At 44.3% G+C, this 22,378-nt stretch carries 18 protein-coding genes; 9 read left to right on the top strand and 9 right to left on the bottom strand.

Features of this window, described 5'->3' with window-relative positions:
* The first annotated feature begins 1 nt into the window (after window position 1).
* A complete protein-coding gene (locus tag HPC41_RS15505; RefSeq protein WP_172394851.1) occupies window positions 2-1,369 on the top strand; it encodes a RagB/SusD family nutrient uptake outer membrane protein in 1,368 nt (455 codons plus the stop codon).
* Between the two features lie 39 nt (window positions 1,370-1,408).
* Here HPC41_RS15505 and HPC41_RS15500 read toward each other — a convergent pair whose 3' ends face one another.
* The 3 genes from HPC41_RS15500 to HPC41_RS15490 form a co-directional block, all read right to left on the bottom strand.
* Complete coding sequence (locus HPC41_RS15500) at window positions 1,409-1,738, bottom strand: hypothetical protein (RefSeq protein ID WP_172394850.1); 330 nt, start codon at window positions 1,736-1,738, stop codon at window positions 1,409-1,411.
* A gap of 60 nt (window positions 1,739-1,798) precedes the next feature.
* Window positions 1,799-2,479 (bottom strand): MauE/DoxX family redox-associated membrane protein, encoded by a 681-nt coding sequence (locus HPC41_RS15495; RefSeq protein WP_172394849.1) that lies wholly within the window; start codon window positions 2,477-2,479, stop codon window positions 1,799-1,801.
* Between the two features lie 106 nt (window positions 2,480-2,585).
* A complete protein-coding gene (locus HPC41_RS15490) occupies window positions 2,586-3,587 on the bottom strand; it encodes an AraC family transcriptional regulator (protein WP_172394848.1) in 1,002 nt (333 codons plus the stop codon).
* 486 nt (window positions 3,588-4,073) lie between these two features.
* Here HPC41_RS15490 and HPC41_RS15485 point away from each other — a divergent pair, with 486 nt between their 5' ends.
* From HPC41_RS15485 to HPC41_RS15450, 8 genes are all read left to right on the top strand, one after another.
* Window positions 4,074-4,943, top strand: a complete 870-nt coding sequence (locus HPC41_RS15485; protein WP_172394847.1) for a lysophospholipid acyltransferase family protein — start codon at window positions 4,074-4,076, stop codon at window positions 4,941-4,943.
* Between the two features lie 70 nt (window positions 4,944-5,013).
* On the top strand, window positions 5,014-6,075 hold the full coding sequence (locus HPC41_RS15480) for a histidine kinase (RefSeq protein ID WP_172394846.1): 1,062 nt from the start codon (window positions 5,014-5,016) through the stop codon (window positions 6,073-6,075).
* On the top strand, window positions 6,065-6,829 hold the full coding sequence (locus HPC41_RS15475; protein ID WP_172394845.1) for a LytR/AlgR family response regulator transcription factor: 765 nt from the start codon (window positions 6,065-6,067) through the stop codon (window positions 6,827-6,829). The genes HPC41_RS15480 and HPC41_RS15475 overlap by 11 nt, the downstream gene beginning before the upstream one ends.
* 64 nt (window positions 6,830-6,893) lie before the next feature.
* Window positions 6,894-7,187, top strand: a complete 294-nt coding sequence (locus HPC41_RS15470) for a helix-turn-helix domain-containing protein (protein ID WP_172394844.1) — start codon at window positions 6,894-6,896, stop codon at window positions 7,185-7,187.
* A 439-nt stretch (window positions 7,188-7,626) separates the two neighbouring features.
* Entirely contained in the window at window positions 7,627-8,268 is a 642-nt protein-coding gene (locus HPC41_RS15465) for a DUF6266 family protein (protein WP_172394843.1), read from the top strand.
* Between the two features lie 65 nt (window positions 8,269-8,333).
* Window positions 8,334-8,720, top strand: coding sequence for a hypothetical protein (locus HPC41_RS15460; protein WP_172394842.1), 387 nt, complete (start codon window positions 8,334-8,336; stop codon window positions 8,718-8,720).
* The gene (locus tag HPC41_RS15455; protein WP_246250703.1) at window positions 8,639-9,235 is read left to right on the top strand and encodes a CHAP domain-containing protein; all 597 of its coding nucleotides are present in this window, start codon (window positions 8,639-8,641) and stop codon (window positions 9,233-9,235) included. The genes HPC41_RS15460 and HPC41_RS15455 overlap by 82 nt, the downstream gene beginning before the upstream one ends.
* A gap of 11 nt (window positions 9,236-9,246) precedes the next feature.
* On the top strand, window positions 9,247-9,684 hold the full coding sequence (locus HPC41_RS15450; protein ID WP_172394841.1) for a hypothetical protein: 438 nt from the start codon (window positions 9,247-9,249) through the stop codon (window positions 9,682-9,684).
* A 114-nt stretch (window positions 9,685-9,798) separates the two neighbouring features.
* Here HPC41_RS15450 and HPC41_RS15445 read toward each other — a convergent pair whose 3' ends face one another.
* From HPC41_RS15445 to HPC41_RS15420, 6 genes are all read right to left on the bottom strand, one after another.
* Window positions 9,799-10,911: a glycoside hydrolase family 26 protein gene (locus HPC41_RS15445; RefSeq protein ID WP_172394840.1), complete on the bottom strand. Its 1,113-nt coding sequence runs from the start codon at window positions 10,909-10,911 to the stop codon at window positions 9,799-9,801.
* Between the two features lie 3 nt (window positions 10,912-10,914).
* Window positions 10,915-11,895: a glycoside hydrolase family 5 protein gene (locus HPC41_RS15440; RefSeq protein WP_246250700.1), complete on the bottom strand. Its 981-nt coding sequence runs from the start codon at window positions 11,893-11,895 to the stop codon at window positions 10,915-10,917.
* A 94-nt stretch (window positions 11,896-11,989) separates the two neighbouring features.
* Entirely contained in the window at window positions 11,990-13,045 is a 1,056-nt protein-coding gene (locus HPC41_RS15435; RefSeq protein WP_246250698.1) for a cell shape determination protein CcmA, read from the bottom strand.
* Window positions 13,046-13,064: 19 nt separating this feature from the next.
* Window positions 13,065-14,642: a RagB/SusD family nutrient uptake outer membrane protein gene (locus tag HPC41_RS15430; protein ID WP_172394838.1), complete on the bottom strand. Its 1,578-nt coding sequence runs from the start codon at window positions 14,640-14,642 to the stop codon at window positions 13,065-13,067.
* Between the two features lie 18 nt (window positions 14,643-14,660).
* Window positions 14,661-17,807 carry a SusC/RagA family TonB-linked outer membrane protein gene (locus tag HPC41_RS15425; protein ID WP_172394837.1) on the bottom strand — a complete coding sequence of 1,049 codons (3,147 nt, stop codon included), beginning with the start codon at window positions 17,805-17,807 and terminating at the stop codon, window positions 14,661-14,663.
* A gap of 213 nt (window positions 17,808-18,020) precedes the next feature.
* Window positions 18,021-22,127 (bottom strand): hybrid sensor histidine kinase/response regulator transcription factor, encoded by a 4,107-nt coding sequence (locus HPC41_RS15420; protein WP_216660774.1) that lies wholly within the window; start codon window positions 22,125-22,127, stop codon window positions 18,021-18,023.
* Between the last annotated feature and the right edge of the window lie 251 nt (window positions 22,128-22,378).

Below are 22,378 nucleotides of genomic sequence, written 5' to 3'. Positions count from 1 at the left end.
AATGATGAAATATATAAAATGTATTGTTTGCTACGCCATGTTTGGTTTGCTCATTTTAATAACAAATGCCTGTAAAAAGGATTTTTTGGATGCAATTCCAGATCGTGCGCGAGCGATCCCTACGACGCTTGCGGATTTGAGGGCACTATTGGACAACTCATCCATCATCAGTAAACTGGCTGGATATGGTATGCCGGAAATGTCAACGGATGACTACTATGTCAATCTGAATAATTGGACGGCTCTATCTCGAACCGAACAAAAAAATATGTATACATGGGCTGCGGATATCTATGGGAATTTTGAGGGGATAGATGACTGGAATGCTCCTTACCAGCGTATCTTATATTGTAACTTGGTATTGGAGCGTCTGAAGGCTGTAACACAGCCTTATGATGTTCAGGAATTTAATGACATCAAGGGAAGTGCATTATTTATACGTGCTTGGTCTTTTTGGGAACTATACAATTGTTTTGGTGCACTGTACGATCCATCCACATGGGAGACCGAATTGGGTGTTCCCTTAAGATTGACTTCTGACATTACCTTGCCAACAACTAGGAGTACGGTACGGGAAACGCTGACACAAATTGAAAACGATATGAAGGAAAGCGCTGATCTCTTGCAGGGGCTGCCTCGGGTGAAAACACGACCATCAAAAGCTGCTGCATTGGCCTTTCTTTCTCGGTTTTACCTGTTCATGGAGAATTATCCTCAGTCAGAAAAAACGGCATCGGAAAGTCTCGCGTTGCAATCTGATCTCCTTGACTATGCTCCCCTCTCTACTTCGTTGAATTATTCTTTTGGATTGTTCAATAAGGAAGTTATTTTCCATACGAGTATGAGTATTTATGCGATCTTGAACGCGACCAGACTGAATGTATCAAAAGAACTTCATTTGCTATATAAAGGAGATGACCTACGAAAGGAACTCTTTTTTAAAGCTTCTGATGGTGACTTTAAATATAAAGGTTCATATAATGGTTCGGCCGCTTTTTTTACAGGGCTTGCGGTAGACGAAGTTTGGCTCAATAAGGCTGAAGCGTTGGCACAGCAGGGTAAGCTCCAGGATGCAATTGAGACTTTCAAACAGTTTGCAAAATTTCGGTTCAAAAAAGAGCAGGATATTCCAGCTTCAAAGGACGATCTATTAGCCTATCTAAGGGATGAAAGACGTCGGGAGCTGGTTTTTCGAGGTATTAGATGGATGGATCTTAAACGATATAATCGGCATAGCGACACGCAGATAGTGTTAGAAAGATTTATTGATGGGAAAAACTATACATTGGCACCTCGGAGTAGGCGTTATGTGTTTCCGATTCCGAATGAGGTGGTTCGGATAACAGGAATAGCACAAAATGAACGATAAGCAAAAGGCCCGATCAAACTCGGGCCTTTCACATTTTTATTATTCATCGCGATGATACTGTTCAATATCAGAAACTGTAGGATCTGATAAAGCAGCATTCACTGATGTTGGAACAGACGCTGTCGTAGTCATCTTGATAAAGCAGGTATTACCAAGATTTGATTCTTGACACTCGCTATCTGCAGGGGGATTATCTTGCGGATTTAATGTGTCAATAGTTTGCCCGTTGGTAGCCACCGGATACCATTTGGTAACTGCGCCCGATTTTGCCTCGAACTTGTCGATCATTTTAAATGAACTGAAACCTACGATCGCTAAGCCTGCGATCAAAAGCATTGTGTTATCTTTTATGAGTTGTATAGTTCTCATTTTCGTGGCCTTTTATTTTACGCAATCAAGTTTTTTATATTGCGTTTGATCAAAAAAAGGTTACCTCAAAAAACTTTTGTTGTATACTATCGTCCTACACTTCGGGACTGTAGGACTGTTTATTGCGTGCTGCATTTTTGACGGAATGCAGCAAACGTGCAATTTAGGTTTACATAGTACCGGCCAAGCCGGGAATAACGCAAATTTCTCTGGAAATCGCTTCCTCACCACCCTTATAAAGTGGTATCGGGAGGCTAAAAGAAGGATGGAAAGGAGGGTAGCTTTGGTGTTTTTCTTGTCGTGTTGTTCCTCTTTGTACATGGGGTTGGTTGGCCCAGTCAAGTACCAGCCCAATATGGACAGGCCCAACAGGATAAGATTGACGACCAAGTGCCAAGGCCAGGATAATTGCGTAAAGACGGAGGCACAGCCACATGGTCGCTCGGCATATAAACCCACAAGTCCCAGAGCGATGAATACACTAAATGAAAACAGTAGAAGAGTGGAAAGGATGTAGGCATAACGTTTATATCGTCCAATAAATAACAAAGCAACAAACAGCTCAAAAAGTGGTAGTGCCCAATATAGTCTATCAATTAGCATGGATGGTAGTGGCTGGCGTTGTAAAGCCGAATGGAATGCACCCAATGCGAGCAATTTATCGGTAGCTACATAGATCCAGAAAACCATCAAAAAGATGCGGATGCTTTGTCGGATGATATGTTTAGCTTTACTGTTCATGTTGCTGTTTCTTTCTTACATATTGTGTAAAGCAAAGTTATGTCAACAAAAAAGCCTCGGCGTGTCAAACTGGAAACAGCACTGTTGTCAAAAACGAAACCTCAAGCTATTCGCCCAGGGTCTTAATTAAGTAATCAGTGGGTGTCATTCCGCTGGCATTCTTAAAAAATTTGTCAAACTGCTGTATACTGTTAAATCCGCAGGCATAGGCCGCCTGTGTGCTGTTGGATAGCTTTAACAGGTTTTCCTGTGCCAGCTCCAGCAAAAAGTCTTTGCGACATTGCGTCAGGGAATGGCCAAATACAGCTTTGTACACCCGACCGAGATATTGTTGACTTTTTTTGAAGAGGAGTGGCAGCTCATCCAACCTAAATTCATGTCCATCTATCGCGATGCTGCGTCGTATCTCTTCTCGCACTTGGAGCGCTAGGATGCTCCCATCATATACTTTTTCATACTCCTCAAAAATTTTTTCCTTGCTGAGCTTGAGCAGTTCGAGGATCTGCCGATGGAGAAACAGCTCGGTATCCAGATCGATAAACCGCAAATGTTCGAGTAAGCGACCTATCATCACTCGAGTACGTGGGCCAATTCTGAAATCAATGCTTTGTACCGCTGATTCACTCTTATTACGAAAAGCCTCCACGAGTTCGTGCAAAAAATTGAAATGTCGCTCATGGTTTTTACGGAACATCTTGCCACGGAAGTAAAAGGAAAATAGTTGGGTATGTCCCTTAGGAAATTCTAAGAGATACTCTCCCTGCGGAAGATAACAGTAACAGCCCCTTTTGGGATGCAACTCAAATTGCTGGTGATCTTTTATTAATAGAATGGGCTCAGCAGATTCCAATACATAGAAAGCATGCAGGTCGCCCCGTTCGATCCTTAGTTTGATGCTATTTCTTTGTTGTCCATAGCGATGCAAGGTGGTCAGATAGCTCAGAAATCCATCAAACTCCTGTAGTAGGGCCTCATCTCCCTGTTCATTCTGAAAATAGGATGGTGTGGCGATCTGCATAAGCTGTACGCCCAATATATGGCGCAAGGCTGAGGTGTTGCTGGTCGGAGTATAGTGCTCCTCCAGCGCGATAAATAGGCTTTTTTGCATGGCCAGATTTTTAGTAAAAAGAGAAATATCGAAATAAGGTTACTATCGGAAGAATTTAACCGTAGACGGCCGATTTTTTGCGCGAACGTCGCGCGAATGGCAAAACTGGCGCGAATAGGAAAGTTTACGCTAAAATAGGCCGAGTACGCTTTTATTCACTTTTTTAAAGCATTCGATTGGATATTCGTAGTACTGATTCAGCAAGCTCTGTCGACAAGAGTCTGGGATTTCCAACCCTGCGATCTTTGGACTTTTAGAATTGAAAAATTGTAAACTATGACTGAAATAGTATCGAATAAAATTTTGGTCCTGAATGAAAGCACTGAACTGCAAGTCGTGAGATTGGCAGATTTCCTGGCCATCTTCTCTCTAACCGGAGCTGATGAGACGGAAGATAAGTGCGAAATCTGGGCCTTCTGACAACTGCAACTACTAACGCTGCAATCTCCGGCCTTCATGCCGGGGATTGCTTTTAATCAAATCTTAATGATGAATAATAACCAAATGAACTTTGCGTTCTTTAGCGCGAACTTGCACCACTATGTCCCTTCGATACCCTGGGAAGATCACAACGAATTATATGCGATATTTAAAAGGTATCATACTGCACGCAACCCCGAACGTTATATGTCTACAATAGAAGGATTGAACGGTCTCAATCAAGCCGGAATATTGACGGGATTCCACCTTGGTCAACATGAACTATTGCCGCTTTACCTCGCTCGGGCAGGGATAGATTTCGATATCTTGATCAGTAAAAAAGTCTACCAAAAGTATCAAAATCACTTAAATGCGCACAGGGCTTCATTTGATGACGCTGATCGGCATTTTGATTTTCTCTTTGCCGAAGATAAATATATGGTGCTGCGTATCAGAAGATCATTGTATTCAGGTAGGCATATCTTAGTATTTGCTGATGGCAATATTGGTGCTAACGATATAGATGGACTGCTTGTGCCTGTGTCATTTTTTTATAAGGAGCTTCATGTGCGAAGAGGTGTCGCCTTTATTTCGCATTTATTGCAGGTACCGGTATATCCGGTATTGGACCAATTAACTGACGAAATTGTAAAAATAACTATTCAGCAGCCTATCCATCCTAGTTTTGAATTAGCACGGACAGATTATATCCGGGAATGCATGCAACGTATTTTTGACGTACTATCGGAAAGGTTAAACGATAAATGGATGGATTGGGGCTGTTGGGATTACCTACATCAGAATGGAATGCTACGTTTGAATGGATGTGAAGATGTATCGGGTAAATTACTGAGCCCAGAGCATACATTTGCATTTAGGAAAGGAGCGAAAACTTTTATCTTAGATAGATTTAATTATAATATTTTTATTTTGTGAGATTGTTATTATGTTTTATTAAATAAAATATTAGTAAATTTATAATTACAACCATATCATATGACCAATAATGACTGAGATTTTAAAGAGATATCGATCGCCAATTATATTATTTTTGAGCGTTGTTCTGATCCTGATCATCGGAAACCTTATACATTATCAACGATTGCTGAATCTTATGCAAGTCATAGGTATTATGTTGCTATTTGTGCTCTATTTTAAGTTGTTAGACTTTAATTTCAAGATGGTCATTACCTCAGACTGGTCTAAGCGTGGGATGGGAATCTTATTGTTTCTTTTTATTTTATTTACTTTTATCCCTTTTTCGAAATGGGTTATCTATGAAATCTATCCGCTTCTTGGCATTTTTCTTTTTAAGATAAATTCGACGTTTGATGCGGTGCAGTTTAGGCTGAGAATAGGTTCAAGCTTTAGTTCCGTTTTATTGTTTACCGTAGGGAATGTTTTTTTTAGAAAGCGTAAACGCCAGCAATTTCTATTGGAAGCTGATAACAACAATGCAAAAAATGAAATTGACAATTTGCGTTACCAGCTTTCATTACGTGATATCAATCCGCATTTTGTTGAAAGTATTTTATCCACCAGTGTCGGAAGATCGCTAATGGGAGAGGGTAGGGAAAGCGCTGATATGTTAATCAGATTTAACCAGGTGTTACGCTATGTATTAGATCAGGATATTGCTGGTATGAAAACGATTCCATTAAAAATAGAATGGAATTATTTTATTGACTTGACCGATATTCTGCAATGGAAATATGGTGATGCTACAGTGGAGTTGTATGTGGATGCGGATTGGGAAAAATGTCATCATAAGATTATTCCCATGTCTTTGGTGACGATTTTGGAAAACGCGATTAAGTATGCTGTTTTCCAACGTGAAGGCGCACTTATTATTAGTTTGGTCTTGAGCCATTACGGCTTTGTATTTGAATGCCGAAATCTTTTCGACCCAGTGCAGCGGGCGATGATGAAGTCTTCCAATTTTGGTCTGAGCAATTTGCAGCAACGCCTGAGCAAAGATGAGGGATACGGTGTATTGCATATTGAAGAATCGGATAATGAATTTATTGTGCGGCTGGTTCAGAATAAATTTGATCAAGATGGAAACTAGTATGGTTTACCGCATAGGGATAGTTGATGATCAATTGGACGAACTGCTTCTGATCCAGCGGTACATTGCGGATGATCCGAGCCTAAAGATTGTTTTCTGTACTTCTGATCCGGTTCAGGCCTTAAGTCTGATGGAACATCAGGAGGTGGATATATTAATATTAGATATGAACATGCAGCCATTGAATGGCGTGCAGCTTTTAGAAGCATTAAAGGTAATACCCCAAGTAATTGTCTGCTCCAATCATCCCGAATATGTATATGAAACATCCCCTTATCAATCGGCCTTTATCCGAAAAACAATAGGAAGAGCCGCCTTTAAAGAGACAATAGAAAGAGTAAAGGCCCTCATCGATGTGACTGAAGAGTTTGTTGAACTGAACGACAGAATTTTAGATATAAAGACGTCAAAATCTGCAGGGTATCACGTTCAGGTAAATATTGATCGAATGATGCTCGCTGTTATTGACGATAAAACAATGTGCTTCTACAAGGAGAATACATACAGGGTAGGCAACAAGATGTATTTTACGAAAAACGGAAATATCACGATGGACCTGTTGGAAAGGCTGTTGGATAAAGAACAATTTGTACGGGTACACCGAAGTTATTTGGTTAATATGGCGTATGTAGCGCACTATTCTATAGATTATATTTCGGTAAAGGGTGTCGATGAATTTGTTCCAATAGGAAAAACGTATCGTAAACGTTTTAAGACAAACATCGATAAATACCGCAAAAAACATAGATGCTAGTGTATAAATGTGCATGCAGTTGCAGTGGAATAATCGATACGGTTTTAGTAATTTATCTGAATGTATGATGAAAAGATTTGACCGATTATTACTCCTAATTGAAGCGATTAAAAATATCTTGGAAAAGCTATTAAATGGAGGCCTTTCACCCCAAAAAGAGAAACTCCAGGCTGATGACCTATTGACATCCAAAGAAGTACAGTCTCTTTTTGGAATAGTTCATAGTACCTATTATCGGTGGATCGACCGAAAATGGTTAGACCCAATAATTATCGGAGGAAAGCACTATCATCGTCGGGATGATATCCAATCGCTATTAGAGAAGCGAAAATATCGTGAAAGGGGTGGCCTGAATTAGTCAAGTGCTGATGCTGTCTTCGACAGCTCTTCGAGCAGGTTTCGGCTGCTGTTCGGGACTGCTCCCAGACTGGGAGGGGGCTGCTTCGGCAATTCTTCGACTGCGCTTCGGGAGTTCTTCGACTCGTTCCCGAAGCCTAGTCGAAGCCCAGTCGAACAACAGTCGAATGTGACCCGAAGCAGTCTCGAATAGTGCTGCAACGAGACCCGAACGTTTGTCGAACGGCTCCCGAGGATATTTTACCCTGTCCCTCTTTGTCCCTTTCGTTATCCCATTTTCATTATCCTATTATCCCTTTTTTTATCCTTTTCTATCTCGTATTGTCCTGAATTATCCCATTAATTTAAATCGACGGGGATCCCGTTTAGTTTAGCTGTCGATATATCAAAATAGTCCTGCATGCGGACGTAGTATTAAACAAAATTAAAAAATAGTAATTATGGCAACATTTTTAAAAGGTATCCACGGCGCATATAGTGGTAAAGTGGGTAGTATCGTAGGAAGTAATTGGCGGTCAGTTGATTATGTTAGATCTGTAGCTAGGCCAACCAATAAGCCGGCTTCTGAAAAGCAATTGGCCCAACGGGAGAAATTTGCATTAGCAACAGCTTTTTTGGGACCACTCAAAGAACTGCTGAATCTTGGTTATTCTGATGTGCAGCAAGGCAGATCCACTGGATATAATCAAGGATTGCGCGATGTACTCAAGTTTGCAATGATAGGGATCTACCCTGATTTTGAAATAGACTATAGCAAGGTGCGGATCAGTAGAGGCGCTTTGCCAAACCTTTTTGTACCTCAATGGACAGAAAGTGGAGCACAGGAAGTTACGGTGAATTGGTTGAAATCCTCAAGTGATATGATGGGATACAATGATGATTCGGTAATCCTGCTGACTTACAACAAGGAAAAGAAATATTTCAATTTGATGGAATCTGCAACACGTGCTGATGAAATTTTGACATTAACTTTTCCTGGCATTTATGCGGGAGATACGATCGTAGGATGGGTGTTTACGGGGCATCGGGATGGTGTAAAGACTTCAACAAGTCACTATCTGGGTGAACTAACCTTAAGCTAAGTTGTATAACGATGCTACGGTATTTGTTTTTTACAGCTACCGTAGCATACTTAAAAGAGTTTTTTATGAATTTAGTACAAAAACAACTGGTCACTGATATCGAGGATATCTATTGGCCTCTAACAAGTAAGCAGCTGCTCGGCATTGTGCTGGCTTGTCTGCTTGTATTTTTTATCTCCGCAGGTCTTTTGCTCCAGGCCATAGACCCCACAGCAGGGGTATTGGATATCGGCATATTGTCCGTGCTGCTATTCGCAATTTTGGCTGGGTTGCTGGCCATTTACTGCTGTTACTGGCTACAGGAGATCCTTTGGCAACCGTTTAAGTTTTTCCGTCAGGAATTTAGTGATCACTTTAATCAATTGACATCATGGCAACAATGCATTATCTATTTTTCGGTGTTCTTTCTGTCGCTGTTCTCGCTATTGCTCGCTTTGGCAATCGTGCTATAGCGGAGCGTAACGCGGAGGCGGATCATTTAACATCTTACACAGCAGTATCGTGTCCGGCAACAGGGTTAGCGTCGCGTTCGGCTCTACGCCAGCGGATTGTCGATATCGCGCTCAACGAGATCGGTGTCAAAGAAGCGACGGGCAACAACGATGGCGCTCGGGTGGAGGAATATCTTTCCTATACGGGTCTTGGGAAAGGATACGCTTGGTGTGCGGCTTTTGTGTCCTGGTGTTATGGAAAAGCTGGACGTGATGCACCACGTAATGCTTGGAGTCCGGCACTTTTTCCAAATGCGCGTTGCTATACGAAAGAGCAGATTCAACGTGAAGCTGTCCGGCCAGCCGACCTGTTCGGTATCTACAACAGCGGGCTTCGCCGCATCGACCACGTGGGCATCGTCCGGAAACTGGAGAACAGGTATATCCTGACCGTGGAGGGGAATGTAGCGAATAGGGTATTATCAAAACGGCGTGCCTTGGCTACGGTTTATGCTTTTTCAAATTGGCTGGATTGAGGGAGGGGAGTATGGAAAAGAAGTTGGGTTGTCTTTTGGTTTCTGTAATAGGCCTAATGGTCATAAGTGCCTGTCACACCGCTAAGCAAAAACGCAGCGAAGAGCAGCATACATCAATTAAACGCATGAACGGACAGGTTGTGGACTTTAGTTATAAAAAACAGGATAGTCTTTTTCGTACTTGGTACGTATGGACGGATAGCGGTTTTCGCTTTCACCCGGACAGTGGTTTAATAGGGCGGGCAGGTGGTTTGATCGCTCAGGAATCAAGTACAAGCACCACGCAAAAGAATCAGTTCGAAGCGGATGTCGCCAGAGAAAGTAACCAGTCTGATTCCGAAAGGAAATATAATCATACGCGATCCACCCCCATAGGGAGATTCGCTATAGCAGCCATGGCGCTGATCATCGCGATTTGGTTCTTATACAATAAAAAGGGTAAAACCTGAAATGAATCGTATAATAGGAATAGTTCAACAATTGGGGAATAGTCTGTTAAACGATGATACATAAACAAAGAGGAGCTTGCGCAAATAGCCCTCTTTGTTTATTGATTATTGGACTTATTGATAGGCTTGTTTTAGATCTTTTTCGAATAAGGTAAATGGATCCTGGTAAAATTTTAGGAAGTCTGCCGCACTGACCTGCCCGGGAAAGGGGGCATAATAGTGTGTGGGACTATTCGTATCATTGCGCCATACCAATACATAGGCCATGTTAACGCCCGCTGTTTTTAGCACTTTCAGCAATACATCGTTCCACCATTGCGGATTGGGAATGGATTCCAGACCTGTTTCCGTTAATGCGGCAATTTTATCGTTCTTTTCCGCAAAGGAACTTAGGATTTTGAGTTTATGGATCGCTGCCGGTAGATCATAATGCCCATCGCGGCCAAAATCTGCGTAATTATCCATTCCAACGATATCTACCCAGTCATTGCCTGGGTAGCGTTCCAAAAACTCCTGTTCGGAATTAAATTGACAGTCGGGCGAAAAGGCATAAATAAAGTTATGTACCTTCAATTGATCCCGGAGATAACTTACCGTAAATCGCCAGACGGCCATAAAATCTTCGCGCGAGGTATATTTTTTTCCCCACCAGAACCAGTCTCCGTCAAATTCGTGGAAAGGACGAAAAATAATAGGTATTGCTACTCCGTCCTGTCCCTTGGCACGATGTGCAAATGACGCTATGGATTTCAGCAGTTTTTTATAGTGCCGGTGATGTGTGCCGCCCGGTTTAATGGCGGCCATCGCCGCTATGGATGTGGAATCGTGCCAGTAAAAACCATCATTGGAAACCGGATTGTTAAAATGCCAGCAAATGGTCGTAATGCCACCACGGTTGTATGTATCGGTGACCTGTTGCAGGAGCATCTGCCGATTTTCGGAAATGGCTTTGGGAGATTGACCTGAAAAACCCATAAAGTCGAAGCCGATGACAGCTGGATGCGAACCGGTGACCGATTGTACATCCGATCGGTCTTTATCGCCCTGCCATCCATGTCCGTAGGCTGTTGCATCCTGCTGGCCGAACAATACATGTCTGCCAGCCCATCTTTTGAGGTTTTTATACAGCGCCTGTGTTTGTAGCGTTGCATCTTTATCAATCAATTGCTGCTGCCCCCAGCTCTGCAGCCCCAGCATGAGTAAATTAACAAATAAGAGGATTCTCATGCTTTAGGGGTTAAGTGTTCTCAATTGCGCCTTGATATATTGCCCCGCCGGGGTAAGATGCTGTTTCTTCCAATGGCCATGCAGGGGAGCCATCGGTTTAAGCAAAGCGGTTGTTTCGTCCTTATCCGTCAGATTCCAGTTTGCCCAGCTGAGTTGATTGTTTTCCATCCAGTCGAGCCAGATCTTCGTTTTTTTCAGATCAAACTGGCCATTGCCATCGGCTTCTCCTACGCCCCATTCGGTAACGAACAAAGGCAATTGTTGCCCGATTGCTTTCTGAGCACGTTCTCTCAGCTGCTCCTGATGATTCGGATCGCTCGCATAGAAATGAAAAGAATACGCAATGTTATTAAAGCCCAGAATCCGATCATTGGCCACACTATCCACATCTTGATCCCAATGCGGAGATCCGACGACAATGATATTGTTTTTGGCATCCTTTCGGATCGTATGGATCAGCTCCTCAGCATAGGACTTGACCACTTGCCAGGTCGTTCTTTCGGGTTCATTCCAGATCTCATAAATAAGTTGTGGATGATCTGGATACTGCTGTGCCATCCGCGTAAAGAAAGCTTTGGCCTGATTGATATTGCGGTCCGCATGGTGGTCGTGCCAGTCTATCAGGACATAGATGCCACGCTGCAAGGCCCGATCGACTACGTTCTTGATCAGTGTGAATTGCTCTTCGGGAGATTGCAGATAGCCACCGTCCGGTTCCACGGCTAGCGCAACACGGATCAAGTTGACTTTAAAATCGTCGACCAGCCGGTCAACGACTTCTGGGGTATAGTACTTTTTGCCGCCCCATATACTCCAGGAGAAACTGATGCCTCGCAATTGGACGATCTTGTCGTGTTGGTCTACTATTTTTCCTTGTTTTATACTGAGGCTTCCATGCCTCTGTACTGCGGTCTGGGAAATTCCGCTTTTATGGAGCAGGCATAGGATTACTGCTACCGTAAAAATTTTTATATGCTTCATCATTTGTAATGGGTGCTAGCTCGCCGAATAATCGACGATTTTTACTGAGCGGCATTTGATCGGGACCAAATGCCGCTGCAATCATGATTTTGACCTGCTATTTGAAGAAAATAACGTCGTCTAAATAGAACGTTTCATCCTGTGCATCTGGTCCCTCGATCCATAGACCGAGCTGTTTGAAGGCATTGCCCTTGCTCCAGAGACCGATATCCGCGAGATCCAGGCGAACATAGGTCCATACGCCTGCCGGCACACGGATGGGAGTGGATCTGTCGGCATTTCCAAAGCCCGCAGCGCGCCCATCGCTGGTAAGAAAAAGGGTATAGTCCTGCGAACCGCCTTTAATCCAGAATGAAAGGAATTTTAAGTCGGCATTCTTGGCCATGCCCGAACCCCAGTTGGCCATGCCATTGGCAGACCAGCCTCCTTTGCCGTAAACCATTTTTGAAGATGCATTTCCCGATTTAAAGGTTGCCGTGCTAATTGTTACAGCTCCCCAGCCCCAGCCTTCAAAACCATTTTGATAGGTATCTGTAAAGAGTCTGAAAGCCTGATCAACGTTGACAAACTCCTGCGTTGTCGTAATTTCTCCGGCTTCGCTTCTGATATCGAGTTTTGTTCTGCTGACTTCTGTCTGCGGTAGGCTGACCACCAGCTGACGTTGACTTTTGCTCACGATGGTGGCCTTTGCACCGGTACTGGTCAGCGTGACCTCCGTTACATCATTTAAATAGTTGCCGCTCAGGCTAAGCTGGGTGACCGCGGGGGTAAAGTTGTAGTCTGAGACTGTGGCAACGGAAGGTAACGGTGTGACATTGAAGGGAACCCGTAATTGCTTGTCCAACATATTGGTTAGGATGATGTCCTGCTGTCCTGCTGCCGCTGTGTCCGGTACACGGAATACTACCGCATGGTCATTGTTAAAAGCTGGATTGAAGCCAGCAGGAACATTTCCCGTTTCAAAAATGACGGATTTCATGCCCGCAAGCCCCTGGCCGGTCAGTACGATCACCGTACCCGGAGCGCCGGATGTCACTTCCAATGGATCAGCTTGGGGATTTTCGGACGGTGACAGCTTATCGTCTTTTTTACAGGAAACAAATGCAAAGCAGGCTATTGCGAGGATGCAGACGTAGTGATATAAGGTCTTCATAATTTTTTTCATTATCATATTAAGGTTTATAAGGAACGGCGGGTTTGGCAAGCTCTGGATTGTTGACCACCTCTGTTGTCGGGATCGGAAGATATAACTTGCTTTCACTGCTGAGCGTAACGCTGAGATGATCCACCAAGGGCTTGCCCGCTGCACTGTAGGTGCCTCTTTCCTGCGCTTCCACCAGCTGTTTGGCTTTCGTAAATCCTTGGCGTTGAATGTCAAACCAATAATCTCCCTCAAATGCAAATTCTACCCGTCGCTCATGTAATATATTCGCTGGGGTCAATACCGTGAGGTCGCGTGAGGTGCCCAGTCCGGCGCGGTGTCTTATTTCATTGACTGCAGCGAGTGCTTTGGCATCTGTACTCTGGGCCTGATCGGCCAATACGGCCTCCGCATAGATCAGTAATACATCGGCATAGCGCAAGATGTAGGTACAGATGCTCGTGGAGGTGCCATTGACATCCTGACCGCCGCCACCCGGACCGACCACGTATTTCAGGGCGTTGGAACGGGTACCTGTTTTTATCTTCCGTGCATTGTCATTGGAGCTTGTCCATGTCGTATCGTAGGTAAAGCCATTGGGAAAAGCTGAGTTTTTCCAGTCATCCCGATGAAATCCCTGCTCCATAATGGACCAGCCTTTGCGTTTGTCGCCCACTTCATAGCTGTCCAATAGATCGATTGACGGGATAATAGCCGACCAGCCGGCTCCGGTGGTTTCTTTCAATAATGGCTCGGGGCCTACATAAGCCTGGATAGGATTGCCTACACCATAGCCGCCTGCTGCTGCCCACTGTAAGGCAAAAAGGCTCTCGGAATTGTTATTGGCACTCTGGTCGGTAAACATCTTTCCATAATCGGGATATAGGCTGTATTTTTTAGCATTGATGACCGTTTCGGCTTTCTTTCGCGCATTTTCGTAGTCTTTTAAGTAGAGATACATTTTGGCCATCATGCCCGTAGCCGAGAGCTTGGTCACTCGTCCGGGGGTATCGTTGTCTTTCAGGTTTGCCTCCGCAAAAGCCATATCATCCAATGCAAACTTAATGACATCGGCTTGCAGATAGCGTGGTGTATTAAAGTTGCCCGTCGTAGCCATTGCGACCGGATCGGTGACGATGGGAACATCCTTAAAGACTCGGGCTAGATAAAAATAGGCGACCGCCCGGATAAACTTTGCCTCGGCAATTCCCTGCGTTAGATAGGAGGGATCTCCACCATTGCTCATTTTTTCTTCGAAGGTATTGATCAGCACAGTGGCGTTTCCTGCTACTTTATAAAAGGAATACCAGGATCGGCTCACCTGTTCGTCGGTTCCGGATACCGTAAAATTCAAGAAGGTGTTGTAGACGGGATCACCGGTGTACATATTGCCCGACAGCACCTCGCCGATGGCATGGAAGGCTTTATCCTGGTAATCATACCATACGGTATTGTACAGATAGCCGGTTGCACCTCTTACTTCCGCATCGGAATTATAATAAGTGTCCAGCGTTGGATTATTCTGTGAAGGCCTGTCTAGAAAACTTTTTTTACAGGATCCCAAAAACAATAGGCCGCCAACTATTGTGTATATCAGTTTTGTCTTCATAATGTCTTGTTCAATGGTTTAAAAAGTTATATTAGCACCGATCGTAAAGGTTCTCGGATTGGGATAATTGCCCAGGTCAATATTCTGCATCAGCGCGTCATTGTTGTAGGAACCTAATTCTGGATCGTATCCACTGTATTTTGTAAAGGTGTAGATATTCTGTCCTGAGATATAAATCCGTGCGGCCTGCATTTTGATTCTGTTGATCCAGGCTGCGGGCAAATTATAGCCGAGGGTAATATTTTGTATCCGTAGGTATGAGCCATCTTCGACAAAACGGCTTGACACACGTTTATTATCTTGATGCCACTGATTGTATCGGGGTACAGTACCATTGGTATTGAACAATTCGGAATAGCGATCTGTCAAGGAGGTCTGCAATTGATTCCAGTATACATTGACCGGTGTTTCCAATGATCTCTTGGTATAATTTAGGATATCATTACCTTGAGATCCTTGCAGGAAAACAGATAAGTCAAATCCTTTATATTTGAACGAGTTGGTTAATCCGAATGTAAAGTTTGGATTAGGATCTCCTATATAGGTCATGTCTCCATCATTGATGACATTATTCCCGTCGAGATCGCGATATTTGACATCGCCCAGCCATAAGCCTTTTGAACCAATAGCTTGGCCTTGATTCGCATGGTTGTGCAGATCATCTTCAGAAGTAAACAAACCGTCCGAAATAAACCCATAAAAGCGACCAATAGGTCCTCCCGGAACGGTACGGGTCAGGATAACGGCATTGCTATATTCCGTATAACGCATCAGGTCGGCCTGGTCGCTGTTTAGTTTGTCCAGACGATTTTTATAATGGGATAGCACAAGGTTTGTTTTCCATGTGAAGCCATTTTTATTGATATTGGTAGAAGATATACCGATGTCAAATCCGGTATTTGTCATCCGGCCTGCATTGACATTGGGCGATTTGATATCATTCCATTCCGTCCCTATGCCTGTATATTTGGGCAGTCGGGTTGCCATCAGCATGTCTGAGGTGATCTTTTTATAGATATCGAAGGTGACATCCAGGCGTCCATTGAGGAAACCGGCATCAAATCCACCGTTGTAGGTAGTGACAGATTCCCAGCCGAGTGCCGGATTGCCGACATTGTCGGGTACGCCGCCCGCGCCAAAGGGGCCGGTGGCGAATAGACGGATATTGGTTGCATAGCTTGCCCCGCCGACATTTGAACTGCCCACAGCTCCGACTCCGGCACGTACTTTCAGGTAATTCAATACCTTGAGATTTTTGGCAAACTTTTCATTTGTAACTGTCCATCCCACGGAGGCCGCAGGGAAGTAGCCTAGCTTACGGTCCGGTCCAAAGTTGGAGGAGCCGTCACGTCTCAGGGAGAGATTAACAGAGTAGCGGTTGTCGTACGCGTAACCGGCTCTCAGGAAATAGGACTCCATGGCCCAGTCTCCTTTGCCTCCTTCGATGACCTGGTTTTCCTGTTCACCTGCTGCAATAGACGGTATATTGAGGGCCAGATTTTGCCGTGAAGCCAATATATTGTCATAATAGGAGGCCTGGGCTTCATGTCCGATCTGTGCATTGATGTTATGTTGACCAAAGGATTGGTTGTAGTTCAGGTAATTCCTTAATGCCCAGTAGTAGCTGGGATTGCGTTGTTCGACGATTTTACTTGGCGCGAGTATTGTCGTCCCGCCCGATGAAAGGGAGGGCTGGAAAGACATGTTATTATCGTTTGTAACGTCGTAGTTGACCTCATTTCGCATGGTTAAAAACTTGGTAAAAATCAACTCTCCGTAGACACTTCCAAAGGCTTTGAACTGATCGCCTGTATTTTGGCGCAACTGTGCCAGTGCCACAGGATTGACGGGGTTCCCAAAAGCATAGCCTCCTATGGATACCGGTGGTGCAAAATCTCCGTTCAGTCCAAAGATCGGGGCGGCTGGACTATTGAAAGCGGCAACGTTGACGATGGCATCAGATCCGTTGGTCAATGTGGTTTTTTGATTGGTGCGGGCGGTGCTGCTGCTGATACCGACCTTCAGCCAGCTTTTGATCTGGTGGTCAAGGTTAAACCGCAGGGACAACCTGTCAAATCCGGAGTTGATGATCGTACCGTCCTGTTTAAAGTAATTTAAACCCAAATAATAGGTTGTCTTTTCACTTCCTCCCGAAAAACTTAATTGATGATTCTGCATCTTGCCTTTCTGAAAGATGGCATCTTGCCAGTTGGTTCCTTCTCCCAGGACTTCCGGACGCTGATATTCTCCGATAGGTGTATAGGGATTTCCGGTAACTTTACTGATTTCCTGCAATACCTGATTGTTATACTGTGCAAACTGGCTTAAGTTCATCAGATCAAGACGGGTAGGGACTTTTGATTCGCCATAATACATATCATAGCTTACCTTTCCTTCGCCGGCTTTTCCGCGTTTTGTGGTAATCAGTACTACGCCATTGGCTCCACGGGAACCGTAGATGGCCTGTGCGGAAGCGTCCTTGAGGATATCTATTTTTTCAATATCATTGGGGTTAATCCCTGCAATTCCGCTTTGGGAGGTAGAACCGGCCATTCCTCCAAGTTTATCCTGTGCGATGGTGCTTTTTCCGGTAGGGACGATAATACCGTCTATCACATAGAGCGGTTCGTTTCCATTGATGGATGTCAGTCCCCTTACGCGTACGGATATTCCTCCTCCGGGCTGGCCACCATTGGCCGAAACACTTACCCCCGCGACTTTCCCCTGCAGCATTTGATCAGCACCTGCAACTGGCAGGTCCTTTATGGCTTCTGCACTTACGGATGAGATCGAAGAGGTGACGTCGGCACGCCTCATAGTACCGTAGCCCACGACGACGACATCTTCTAGCTGCGTAGCAGCAGAAGTCAGGGTGACATTGACCAATGCCTGATTTCCGACAGGTACTTGCGATGTCTGCATACCGATATAGGAGAATATCAGTACGTCTGTAGGAGCAGCGTTGATCTGATAATGCCCGAAACGATCGGTCACAGCGGTAGCAGTACCGTCCTTTACCTTGACCGACACGCCGGACAATACCATGCCCGACTCATTCTTGACAATACCATCCACTTTTTTATTTGCTACCTGCGCCGTTAACAAGGCAGGCGCACTCACAAGCCAGATCAGACCGATCGGCTTAGATAATAACTTTGAGATCATATAAAATTGGTTATTTAAATTTTTGATAAAATAATTGGCGTACAGATCTGATCATGTACAATACTGTTTACGTTTTTTTTCCATTCACACTATAATTAGTTATGCCTTAGACGGCCTGACCGGACGCCCGGCCGTCAATAGCCAATATTAGACTTAAATGTGAAAAAAGTAATTATCAGTGCGTGCCAAAAGCATATCAGCGAATGCCAAAAGCTAATTATTTTGCTTTTCAGCCCATTCAAGATAGTTTTTGGGACTCATTCCAAAATATTTGGAAAATGACCTGCTAAAATTTGAGGGTTCTGAGAAACCGACCAAATAAGCGATTTCGGCAATGGTATAGTTGCCTGTGAGGAGCATATTGCGCGCATGTTTGAGACTGATGCTCACTATGTATTCCTGTACGCCCTGATTTGTCAGGGCTTTTATCTTGCGGTATAGCTGACGTCTGCTCATATGCAGCAGCTCAGCTAACAGATCAATATTAAATTCTTTATTGTTCAGGTTTTCTTCCACCAGATGTTCTACTTTCTGCAAAAAGTCACGGTCGATCGCGCCAAGGCTGTTCAGCTCCGGTAATTTGCCGGATGTATCCTGCCTGTTTGCATTGTCAAATCGCTCCCGTAATTTTCTTCTTGAGAGGAGCAGGTTAGTGATGCGTGCAATCAATAGATCCATCGCAAAGGGTTTTGGAATATAGGCATCCGCACCATGTGTATACCCTTCGATCTTATTGTCGTCGGTTTGCTTGGCCGTCAGTAAAACAATTGGAATGTGGCTGGTGCGTTCATCTGCTTTGAGTTCCTGACAGACCTGCAGACCATTCATTTTGGGCATCATAATATCGCTGACTACCAGGTCAGGAACAGACTGTCTGGCGAGTTCCAGACCATCAAGTCCATTGGTGGCGCTCAGAATTTCAAAATATGCCGACAGCTCGTGACGGATATAGGCCTGTAGGTCGGGATTATCCTCAATCAACAGCACGATCGGCCGGTCTTCTTTTAGATGGGTATCTGTTTCGATAGCCTGTATCTGTTCTGTTTCCTGACCGAACAGGGGCGACAGCAATTCTTCATACCGCGCGACAAAAGCATCGTCCTTATCCTGCAATATCGTGCCTTGGGTAGCTAGATGGACGGTAAAGTCCGAACCCCGGCCGACTTCACTCTGAACCGTTATTTTTCCGCCATGCAATTCGACAAGCTCCTTGGTCAAAGCCAGACCGATGCCGGATGACTTGTTTTCATAAGGATGTACCCCATCTACTTTGTAGAATATTTCAAAAATACGTTCCCTGTCTGCTTCCGGAATTCCAATGCCATTATCGATGACATGGATTTCGACGACAGTTTCACTTCGTTCTACCACTACGTCGATCTTTCCTCCGTTTGGTGTAAACTTAAATGCATTGGAGAGCAGATTGGAAAGAATTTTCTCAAACTTATCTTCATCAATGGAAAGCCGTATGACAGAGCTGGCATAGCGGATAGAAAAGTCTATCTCCCGTACCTGGGCACGTTCTTTAAAAGCTTCGCATATTTCGTTGATCAATTCGACCACGTTTACAGTATGCGCTTTGAATGATGCAGCCCCAGTTTCCAGCCGTCTAAAATCCAGGAGCTGATTGACCAGGTTGAGCAAGCGGTCTGCATTTTTGTACACGAGCCTGCTGTAGGTCTTCACCTGATCCATGCTGATGTCCTGATGGATGATTTTTCGGAGCGGATCCAGGATCAATGAAAGGGGAGTGCGTAATTCATGTGAGATATTGGTAAAGAAATTGACCTTTATCGCATTGATCTCTTCATTCTTCTTCGCGGCTAATCGCTCTAAAAGCACATCATTTTTAAGCTTTTCCCTTGATTTTATTTCCAGAAAAAGCAGGTAGAGTATAACAGCGGTGATCAGCCCATATAGGCAATATGCCCAGGCGGTCCGCCAAAAAGGGGGAGCAACGACAATTTTCAATGTCGCCTCCTTGGAGTTCCATATCCCGTCGCTGTTGGCGGCCCTTACTTTAAACGTGTATGTGCCTGCATCCAGATTGGTGTATGTAGCTCTTCGGTTATTGCCTACATAGTTCCACTCTTTGTCAAAGCCTTCCAGTAGATAAGCATATTGGTTCTTTTCGGGAATGGTATAACCGAGCGCCGCAAATTCAATGGTGAATACAGTTTGATCATAGTCCAGCGCCAGTTCGTCGGTCTCATTGATATTGCGCGTCAGAGGAGAGTTTTCGGCGCCTATCACAACAGGTTTGTTAAATAACTGGAAATCGGTAAAGATTACCGGAGGGGCGTGTACATTTCGCCGGATATTAGCCGTATGAAGAACATTAAATCCGTTGTTGCCCCCAAACAGAATTTCCCCCCTGCTCGTTTTGAGATCTGCGCCTGCGAGGAATTCTTTTCCTTGTAAGCCATTATAGCGGTTATAGTTTGAAAAAGTATGCTGATCCAGGCTGTACCGGCTTACCCCATTATTCGTGCTGATCCATAACTGTCTATTATCGTCTTCAACAATGCTGTTGATCACATTGCTGGGCAGGCCCTGTTCTTCACGATAATTGACAAATGTCTTGCGCTGTCTATCAAAACGCTGCAAGCCACCGCCAATCGTACCGATCCAGATGCTGCGGTCAGAATCGCCATAAATGGTATTGATGATATCACTCTGGAGATTGCTGTTTGCTCTGTTGTAACAGGTAAAACGGTTGTCCGCTGGATGATAGATATTGATGCCACCGCCATAGGTAGCGATCCACATATCGCCGTTGTCATCTTCATAAAATGCCCGAATATAGTTGTTGTTTAGTGCATGGGCCTGTCCATCGGCGCGATGTTTCCTGATCTCCGGTGTATTTTTCTGTATGATGTTGATTCCGTCTCCATTGGTTCCAAGCCAAATATTACCAAGTCGGTCTTCTGTCAGTGCATAAATCGTATTGTTGCTCAACTGGAGCGGTCCCTTACCGCTATAGAAATGGCTAAATGTACCTGTGCTCAGGTCTAGTTTCTTAAGCCCGCGTTCATAGGTTCCGATCCATAAACTTTTTTTATCTCTTGTCGTCAGTAAAGAGAGTACGGAGAATGAATTTAATCCCTTTTTATCATTGGGATCCCAGTGGATAAATTCATTTGTTGCCCGTTTCCAAAGATTGAGTGATCCGCCATCGGAACCCACCCATATATCCCCGTCAGCCTGTTCGGCAAATGAAGTAATGGTGCTTGTGCTCTGGCCTGATGTGACGTGAAAATTTTTAAAAAGCTGGAAATAGGTATGATTCAGGTCATATTTATTGATTCCCCCGGCAAAAGTTCCTATCCATAGGATACCTTCCTTGTCCAATAACAGTGCGTATATCGAATTATGGTTCAGGCTTTCCTCGTCGGCGATATTGTTCTGATAATGTGTGAAATCCCCGGTTTTGCAATCGAATAATTCTAATGCTTCTTCGGTGCCTACCCAGAGTTTATGCTCACCGGCAGGAACGATTGTAAGGACAACATTATTGCTTATTGATTTGCTGTTGCCTTGTTCTTTTTTGTAGGCGGTAAATGTATTGGTATGGTAATCGAACCGGTTTAAGCCACCATACGTCCCGACCCATAAATACCCGTCTCCATGCTGTGTTATTACATTGATTTTATTATTGCTCAGTGCGCCCCGGGCGCCTGTCGAAGTGAAATAAGTGCTGCGCTGGGTTTCTTTGTTGAATAGGATAAGGCCGTTTTCTGTTCCTACCCATAGATTTCGCCTGTCATCTTCAAAAATAGACGTAACAACAGCCGTAATAGCACGCCCCTTGGTATCTCTGAACTGATAGCGGGTCAAATGACCTGTCTTTTTGTCCATTGAATAGAGATCGGAATAAGTCCCCACCCAAAAGTTTCCTTTGCTATCTTCCAGGATGGCATTGACGCTCACATCAATGCTGTTATTTCCAATTTGGGGTTTTATGACATGCTCAAAAGAATCATTGTCCCGGTCATAACGGGCCAAACCGCCACCCATCGTCCCGATCCAAAGCTCGCCATGGGGGTCTTCATACAGCGATTTTATCTGATTGTTAGGAAGACTCTTCTTATTGTTTTGTATGGTTCTATAGATTTTAAACTGGTAACCGTCATATTTATTGAGACCGTCCATGGTACCAAACCACATAAAGCCATATTTATCTTTTAGGATGCAGGTGACGGTGCTTTGTGATAGGCCCTCTGCTGTGGTAAGATGGCTGAAACGAGCGATGGGCTTGGTTTGTGCAGATAGTTGTATGGTAATCAGACAAGCTATCAGAAAACATAAACATCGCTGCACTATATTGATTTTATCCACGTAATTTCGAATAATCGGTTGTAGGGCTGAAATTACTATTTATTTTGTGCAGAAAAAACTTTAAGTTACTTTTCGTCATGTTGGTGCCTTCTGCCCTTGACAAGCCACTCATGTCCACTCCAGATCGAATCCTTATACAGCAGTTGGAGTAGAGTCTTTGTCACACTTTAAGGAAAAATAGGTTGCCTGCTAAATAGCATGACACCACAGAACGGTTATGTCTGACTGATGCC

It is taken from the genome of Sphingobacterium prati (assembly GCF_013167215.1).
Lineage (GTDB): Bacteria > Bacteroidota > Bacteroidia > Sphingobacteriales > Sphingobacteriaceae > Sphingobacterium > Sphingobacterium prati.
Note: the sequence above shows the minus strand (reverse complement) of the source record. Positions and strands in the feature narration are given on the sequence as shown.

Excerpts from the sequence above, each read along its gene's own strand:
- HPC41_RS15490 (WP_172394848.1), bottom strand. The coding sequence starts at position 3,587 with ATGCAAAAAAGCCTATTTATCGCGCTGGAGGAGCACTATACTCCGACC.
- HPC41_RS15440 (WP_246250700.1), bottom strand. The coding sequence starts at position 11,895 with ATGATGAAGCATATAAAAATTTTTACGGTAGCAGTAATCCTATGCCTG.
- HPC41_RS15435 (WP_246250698.1), bottom strand. The coding sequence starts at position 13,045 with ATGAAGACCTTATATCACTACGTCTGCATCCTCGCAATAGCCTGCTTT.
- HPC41_RS15455 (WP_246250703.1), top strand. The coding sequence starts at position 8,639 with ATGGCAACAATGCATTATCTATTTTTCGGTGTTCTTTCTGTCGCTGTT.
- HPC41_RS15485 (WP_172394847.1), top strand. The coding sequence starts at position 4,074 with ATGATGAATAATAACCAAATGAACTTTGCGTTCTTTAGCGCGAACTTG.
- HPC41_RS15475 (WP_172394845.1), top strand. The coding sequence starts at position 6,065 with ATGGAAACTAGTATGGTTTACCGCATAGGGATAGTTGATGATCAATTG.
- HPC41_RS15505 (WP_172394851.1), top strand. The coding sequence starts at position 2 with ATGATGAAATATATAAAATGTATTGTTTGCTACGCCATGTTTGGTTTG.
- HPC41_RS15470 (WP_172394844.1), top strand. The coding sequence starts at position 6,894 with ATGATGAAAAGATTTGACCGATTATTACTCCTAATTGAAGCGATTAAA.
- HPC41_RS15465 (WP_172394843.1), top strand. The coding sequence starts at position 7,627 with ATGGCAACATTTTTAAAAGGTATCCACGGCGCATATAGTGGTAAAGTG.
- HPC41_RS15495 (WP_172394849.1), bottom strand. The coding sequence starts at position 2,479 with ATGAACAGTAAAGCTAAACATATCATCCGACAAAGCATCCGCATCTTT.
- HPC41_RS15425 (WP_172394837.1), bottom strand. The coding sequence starts at position 17,807 with ATGATCTCAAAGTTATTATCTAAGCCGATCGGTCTGATCTGGCTTGTG.
- HPC41_RS15445 (WP_172394840.1), bottom strand. The coding sequence starts at position 10,911 with ATGAGAATCCTCTTATTTGTTAATTTACTCATGCTGGGGCTGCAGAGC.
- HPC41_RS15480 (WP_172394846.1), top strand. The coding sequence starts at position 5,014 with ATGACTGAGATTTTAAAGAGATATCGATCGCCAATTATATTATTTTTG.
- HPC41_RS15430 (WP_172394838.1), bottom strand. The coding sequence starts at position 14,642 with ATGAAGACAAAACTGATATACACAATAGTTGGCGGCCTATTGTTTTTG.
- HPC41_RS15450 (WP_172394841.1), top strand. The coding sequence starts at position 9,247 with ATGGAAAAGAAGTTGGGTTGTCTTTTGGTTTCTGTAATAGGCCTAATG.
- HPC41_RS15460 (WP_172394842.1), top strand. The coding sequence starts at position 8,334 with ATGAATTTAGTACAAAAACAACTGGTCACTGATATCGAGGATATCTAT.
- HPC41_RS15500 (WP_172394850.1), bottom strand. The coding sequence starts at position 1,738 with ATGAGAACTATACAACTCATAAAAGATAACACAATGCTTTTGATCGCA.